The organism is Ruminococcus sp. (genome assembly GCF_024684275.1).
The window spans coordinates 1-3,838 of sequence record NZ_JAIKXF010000036.1 but is presented as its reverse complement, the minus strand read 5'-3'; the positions used below and the strand labels follow the sequence as shown (position 1 = coordinate 3,838).

General features: G+C 44.3%; 4 protein-coding genes and 1 tRNA gene. All 5 read right to left on the bottom strand.

Annotated features, from left to right (window positions below):
* Window positions 1-675: an electron transport complex subunit E gene (locus K5677_RS04020; RefSeq protein WP_296724956.1), complete on the bottom strand. Its 675-nt coding sequence runs from the start codon at window positions 673-675 to the stop codon at window positions 1-3.
* Window positions 668-1,195 (bottom strand): FMN-binding protein, encoded by a 528-nt coding sequence (locus K5677_RS04015; protein WP_296724954.1) that lies wholly within the window; start codon window positions 1,193-1,195, stop codon window positions 668-670. Before K5677_RS04015 ends, K5677_RS04020 begins: the two co-directional genes overlap by 8 nt.
* On the bottom strand, window positions 1,185-2,123 hold the full coding sequence (locus K5677_RS04010; protein ID WP_296724950.1) for an RnfABCDGE type electron transport complex subunit D: 939 nt from the start codon (window positions 2,121-2,123) through the stop codon (window positions 1,185-1,187). Before K5677_RS04010 ends, K5677_RS04015 begins: the two co-directional genes overlap by 11 nt.
* Before the next feature lie 15 nt (window positions 2,124-2,138).
* A complete protein-coding gene (rsxC, locus tag K5677_RS04005; protein WP_296724945.1) occupies window positions 2,139-3,416 on the bottom strand; it encodes an electron transport complex subunit RsxC in 1,278 nt (425 codons plus the stop codon).
* A gap of 297 nt (window positions 3,417-3,713) precedes the next feature.
* Window positions 3,714-3,784: transfer RNA gene (locus tag K5677_RS04000), tRNA-Cys, on the bottom strand.
* Window positions 3,785-3,838 lie beyond the last annotated feature (54 nt).

The window sequence follows — 3,838 nt, the reverse complement described above, 5'->3', positions numbered from 1 at the left end:
TCACTGACAGTCACCTGCCTTTCCGCAGGCTTCCGCATTGGGACAGCCTTTGCAGCCAAGCTCCTGCGGCGGCTTTTTGTTTGACAGTTTATTGACAACTGCTATTATGACACCAAGTGTAAAGAATCCGCCCGCAGGCATTATAAACAGCAGCATTGGTTTATCGCTCAGCACGGGAAGAGTTATTCCCATCCATTTTCCCGAGCCTATTATCTCTCTGACAGAGCCCATAAGGAAAAGTGCAAGAGTAAAACCTATTCCCATTCCGATCGCGTCAAAAGCAGAAGCTATAACACCGTTCTTGCTGGCAAACATTTCTGCTCTGCCGAATATAATGCAGTTTACGGTAATAAGAGTAAGATATATTCCGAGACTGTCATAAAGACTTGGTACAAAGCCCTCAAGCAGAAATCCGATAAGAGTTACAAAGCTTGCGATTATAACTATAAATGCAGGTATACGCACCTTATCGGGGATAACCTTTCTGAGTGCTGATATAACGATATTTGAGCCAAGCAGAACAAATGTCGTGGCAAGTCCCATACCTATTCCGTTGAGAGCCTGCGTAGTGACCGCAAGTGTCGGGCACATTCCGAGAAGCATTACAAGTGTGGGATTTTCCTTGATGATGCCCTTTGTCAGCTCATTTGTAAGAGATATTTTCTTGTCAGCCACCGAGGATCGCCTCCTTGTTTTCATTATATGCATTAAGTGCAGTATCAACTGCGTGCTTCATTCCCTTTGAAGAAAAGGTTGCTCCGCTTATAGCGTCAAATTCATTCCGAGGATGCTTGAGTCCGTAGAACTGCTTGCGGAAATCCGCTTCATCACGCACCTTTGAGCCAAGACCCGGGGTTTCTCCCAGTGAAACAAATTCAATTCCCGAAATTGCACCGTTCTCGTCGATACCAACGAGGATATTTATTCCGTCCTTGGCATAACCGTCGGAACAGACCTGTATAACAGTCTTTTTATCGGGTGTGACCGCAATCGTCTCAATGTCATCGAGCTTGCATTTCAGAGAAACTATCCTGCTTTCGGTCTTGCCGAAAAGAGATTCTACACAGGTGTTGAACTTCTGCGCCTTCTGTTCTTCTATCCTGTCTGCTGTGAGCTCATAAGCAAATACAAGCAGCAGTGAAGAAATAACACAGATAACCGTAAGCACGAGAGTAGGTTTTATCTTATCCTTCATTCTTTGCCGCCTCCTTCGCACCGAGCACCTTTGTTCTTGTAAGCTGCTCTATATAGGGAGTCAGCACATTCATGAGAAGTATGGAGAAAGACACACCCTCGGGATATGTACCGAAATGTCTGATAACAAAGGTGATGATACCGCATCCGAGACCGAATGCGATCTTACCCTTTGTTGTGATAGGCGTTGTTGCATAATCGGTAGCCATAAAAAAAGCACCGAGGAAAAGTCCGCCTGCAAGTATCTGGTATACAGGGTCTTCACCGCCGAGCCAGCTGAGCAGGAAAACACTTCCGATAAATGATATCGGTGCTGCCAGTGAGATTATCTTTCTGAACGCAAGATACAGTCCGCCGATAAGAAGTCCTAAAGCACAGACCTCTCCGAGACAGCCCCCTGTTTTACCTATGAAAAGATCAAGGTAAGACGGCACATTATCGCCGCTGCTTGCGAGCACAAGGGGAGTTGCCGAGGAAACAGCGTCATAATTATATTCAAGCGGCTTTATCCAGTGTGACATCGACGGAAAGCTTACCATAAGCACGATACGTGCTGTAATGGCAGGATTTGCAAAATTCTGTCCTATTCCGCCGAAAAGCTGCTTTACAACAACGATAGCAACAAATGAACCTATGACGCCCATCCAGTAAGAAGCTGTGACAGGAAGATTCATGGCAAGCAGAAGACCCGTAACAACGGCTGAAAGATCGCTGATAGTATTTGAACGCTTCATAAGAGAGCGGCAGAAATACTCGAAACAAACGCAGCTGCCTATACAAACAGCTGTAAGCGGTATAACTCTCATGCCGAAGAAATACACAGCGGCTCCCCATGCAGGAAGCAGAGCAATTATAACATTCAGCATGATAGCAGAGGTTTTGGTATAATTTTCATCGTGCGGTGACGGTGAAACGATAAGTTTATCCATTAACGGTCATTCTCCTTAATTTCTGGGGATAAGAGCTTTTGCAAGCTGATTTGTCTCCGCAAGCTTTCTGTTTGCAGGACATACGTAAGTACAGCTTCCGCAGTTCATGCAAAGCATGACCTTGAGCTTTTTCAGCTCCTCAATGTCCTTTATCTTATAAGCCCTGTCGATATCAGCAGGCATAAGCCCGAGAGGACATACTCTGACACAGCGTCCGCAGCGTATACAGCTCGAGGTCTGACGCTCATCATATTTATTAAAAGCAAGAAGCGCATTTGAGGTCTTTACAACAGGCATATCAATATCGGGAACACTCATTCCCATCATCGGACCGCCCGCAATAAGCTTTATTATGGAATCCACATCCGCTTTGCAGAATTCAAGGACAGACCTGAATGATGTTCCGATAACCGTACTGACGTTCTTAGGCTCTCTCACAGCATTTCCGTCAACAGTAAGTCTGCGGGTAACAAGAGGCATTCCAGTCTGCATATAACGGTAAAGAAAAGCGACTGTGGAAACATTCATTACTATAACGCCGACATCAGCGGGAAGGCTTCCTTCGTTGACAATTCTGCCTGTAGAATTGTATATAATCACTTTCTCGGCTCCCTGAGGATAAGCTGACGGCAGAGTTATGATGTCTATACTGTCGTCATTGTCAGCCATTTCCGTAAAGTTCTTTATAGCCTCAGGCTTATTTGACTCTATGGCAAGCTTTGCTGTCTTTATGCCGAGCTGAGATTTTACCATATTGATACCGTTTATTATATCCTCGGGATTTTCGATCATTTCACGATAATCCGCAGTAATATAAGGCTCACATTCGGCAGCGTTTATAATAAGCGTATCTATATCATTTTTGGGATTAAGCTTTATATGCGTCGGGAAGCCTGCACCGCCGAGTCCGCAGGCACCGCTCTCCCTTACAGCTTTTATAAAGCTTTCCTTATCAGTCACAACAGGCGGCTTTACTTCATCCGAAACAGTCTGCAAACCGTCACATTCTATCTCAATCATTTTACAGACGACACCCATAGCATTTCGATAATCAGCTATAGTCTTTACCTTGCCCGAAACTCCCGAATGTACGGGAGCACTGAAGGCTGCATCGGTATCACCTATTTTCTGTCCGACCTTGACCTCGTCTCCGACCTTCACAAGAGGCTGGCAGGGCGCACCCATAGTCATTGACATAGGGATACGGACGATATCGGGAACAGGAAATTGAACTGTTGCGCTGTTTTCCGTATTTTTACGGTGCTTCAGCTTTATTCCGTTCAGTTTTTTCATATAGATCTCCTTGAAAAGCAGAAAATCTGCAAATTAAAATGCATAATATTATGTAAAAGTTGAGCAAAAAGCCCATACAATATAATTATATATTATTTCAAGGAAATATTCAAGAGGTTTTTACAAAAAAATAATATTCTGAGAACAAATTATATCATTAACAAACAAAACACCTGTTTTCGATAGAAAAAAGGATATATAAAAAGAATATCATTATAAAATAAAAACGCTCTTCCATAAAGAAAGAACGTACTTCACAAAAGTAAAAAAGCACCTGCGAACGCAAGTGCTTAGGAGAGGCGCCACCCAGATTTGAACTGGGGATCAGGGTGTTGCAGACCCACGCCTTACCACTTGGCTATAGCGCCGTCTTTGGAGCGGATTACGAGGCTCGAACTCGCTACCTCCACCTTGGCAAGGTG